Here is a 3,113-nt window from a genome sequence, read left to right on the forward strand (position 1 = left end):
TTGAATCAGTTCAACGTGTCGATCGTTTATATCTAGCTTGTTTCGTATCAGTGCCAACCTAACACCGCTTTGGCGTTATATGGTCAAGCCGCACGAGCAATTAGTACTGGTTAGCTCAACGCCTCACAACGCTTACACACCCAGCCTATCAACGTCCTGGTCTTGAACGGCTCTTCAGAGGGCTCGAGGCCCTGGTGATACCTTATCTTGAAGGAGGCTTCCCGCTTAGATGCTTTCAGCGGTTATCCCGTCCGAACGTAGCTACCGGGCAATGCGTCTGGCGACACAACCCGAACACCAGAGGTTCGTCCACTCCGGTCCTCTCGTACTAGGAGCAGCTCTTCTCAAGTATCAAACGCCCACGGCAGATAGGGACCGAACTGTCTCACGACGTTCTAAACCCAGCTCGCGTACCACTTTAAATGGCGAACAGCCATACCCTTGGGACCGGCTTCAGCCCCAGGATGTGATGAGCCGACATCGAGGTGCCAAACACCGCCGTCGATGTGAACTCTTGGGCGGTATCAGCCTGTTATCCCCGGAGTACCTTTTATCCGTTGAGCGATGGCCCTTCCATACAGAACCACCGGATCACTAAGACCTACTTTCGTACCTGCTCGACGTGTCTGTCTCGCAGTTAAGCACCCTTATGCCTTTGCACTCATTGCATGATTTCCGACCATGCTGAGGGTACCTTCGTGCTCCTCCGTTACGCTTTGGGAGGAGACCGCCCCAGTCAAACTACCCACCACACACTGTCCCCGACCCGGATAACGGGTCTGGGTTAGAACCCCAAACATACCAGGCTGGTATTTCAAGATTGGCTCCACGTAAACTGGCGTCCACGTTTCAAAGCCTCCCAGCTATCCTACACAAGTAGGTTCAGAGTTCAGTGTGAAGCTGTAGTAAAGGTTCACGGGGTCTTTCCGTCTAGCCGCGGGTACGCTGCATCTTAACAGCGAGTTCAATTTCACTGAGTCTCGGGTGGAGACAGTGTGGCCATCATTACGCCATTCGTGCAGGTCGGAACTTACCCGACAAGGAATTTCGCTACCTTAGGACCGTTATAGTTACGGCCGCCGTTTACTTGGGCTTCGATCAAGAGCTTCGCCTAAGCTAACCCCATCAATTAACCTTCAAGCACCGGGCAGGCGTCACACCCTATACGTCCACTTTCGTGTTTGCAGAGTGCTGTGTTTTTAATAAACAGTTGCAGCCACCATTTCACTTCGACCAGCCTCAGCTTAGGGAGCAAGTCCCATCACCAAAACCGGCGTACCTTCTCCCGAAGTTACGGTACCATTTTGCCTAGTTCCTTCACCCGAGTTCTCTCAAGCGCCTTGGTATTCTCTACCTGACCACCTGTGTCGGTTTGGGGTACGGTCTCAAATAAGCTGAAGCTTAGAGGATTTTCCTGGAAGCATGGTATCGACTACTTCGCTCAAAAGAGAGCTCGTCATCAGATCTCAGTCTTAAAGGATCCCGGATTTACCTAAGATCCAAACCTACATCCTTAAACGCGGACAACCAACGCCGCGCTAGCCTAACCTTCTCCGTCCCCCCATCGCACTTATCTGAGGTGCAGGAATATTAACCTGCTTCCCATCGACTACGCATTTCTGCCTCGCCTTAGGGGCCGACTCACCCTGCCCTGATTAGCATTGGACAGGAACCCTTGGTCTTCCGGCGAGGGTGTTTTTCACACCCTTTATCGTTACTCATGTCAGCATTCGCACTTCTGATACCTCCACGGTGCCTTACAGCTTCCGCTTCAACGGCTTACAGAACGCTCCTCTACCATGCCACAAAGTGGCATCCGTAGCTTCGGTGTACAGTTTGAGCCCCGTTAAATCTTCCGCGCGGGCCGACTCGACTAGTGAGCTATTACGCTTTCTTTAAAGGGTGGCTGCTTCTAAGCCAACCTCCTAGCTGTCTAAGCCTTCCCACATCGTTTCCCACTTAACTGTAACTTTGGGACCTTAGCTGACGGTCTGGGTTGTTTCCCTTTTGACGACGGACGTTAGCACCCGCCGTCTGTCTCCCGTGATTGCACTCTTGGGTATTCGGAGTTTGCATCGGGTTGGTAAGTCGGGATGACCCCCTAGCCGAAACAGTGCTCTACCCCCCAAGGTGAGACACGAGGCGCTACCTAAATAGCTTTCGAGGAGAACCAGCTATCTCCGAGCTTGATTAGCCTTTCACTCCGACCCACAGGTCATCACCGCATTTTTCAACATACGTGTGTTCGGTCCTCCAGTTGATGTTACTCAACCTTCAACCTGCCCATGGGTAGATCGCTCGGTTTCGGGTCTAATCCCAGCAACTTGACGCCCTATTAAGACTCGGTTTCCCTACGCCTCCCCTATACGGTTAAGCTTGCTACTGAAATTAAGTCGCTGACCCATTATACAAAAGGTACGCAGTCACGGATTCAAGATCCGCTCCCACTGCTTGTACGTACACGGTTTCAGGGTCTATTTCACTCCCCTCACAGGGGTTCTTTTCGCCTTTCCCTCACGGTACTGGTTCACTATCGGTCAGTCAGGAGTATTTAGCCTTGGAGGATGGTCCCCCCATGTTCAGACAAGGTTTCACGTGCCCCGTCCTACTCGTTTTCACATTAAGAGCCTTTTCGCGTACGGGGCTATCACCCACTATGGCCACACTTTCCAGAGTGTTCCGCTAAAACTCAAAACGCTTAAGGGCTAATCCCCGTTCGCTCGCCGCTACTGAGGGAATCTCGGTTGATTTCTTTTCCTCCGGGTACTTAGATGTTTCAGTTCCCCGGGTTCGCCTCCTTACCCTATGTATTCAGGTAAGGATACCCGCCTTATAGCGGGTGGGTTTCCCCATTCGGAAATGTCCGGATCAAAGTCTGTTTGCCGACTCCCCGAACCTTATCGCAGGCTACAACGTCCTTCATCGCCTCTGACTGCCTAGGCATCCACCGTGCACGCTTAGTCACTTGACCATATAACCCAAAACAGTGTCCAAGTTATACGTCAGAACTAATACGATATTAATCGCCAGATATAAACGCTTGATCGAACACAATAAAATTAAACTGATTCAATTTGATTGCTTCAATCACAGATCCACTTTGTTAAAGAGCG

The 3,113-nt window shown here is 51.3% G+C and carries 1 rRNA gene; it reads right to left on the bottom strand.

Annotated features, from left to right (window positions below):
* Window positions 1-79: 79 nt before the first annotated feature.
* Window positions 80-2,971, bottom strand: a 23S ribosomal RNA gene (locus DV711_RS19210).
* Window positions 2,972-3,113 lie beyond the last annotated feature (142 nt).

Origin of the sequence: Motiliproteus coralliicola (genome assembly GCF_003345655.1) — a bacterium.
Taxonomy (GTDB): Bacteria; Pseudomonadota; Gammaproteobacteria; order Pseudomonadales; family Balneatricaceae; genus Motiliproteus; species Motiliproteus coralliicola.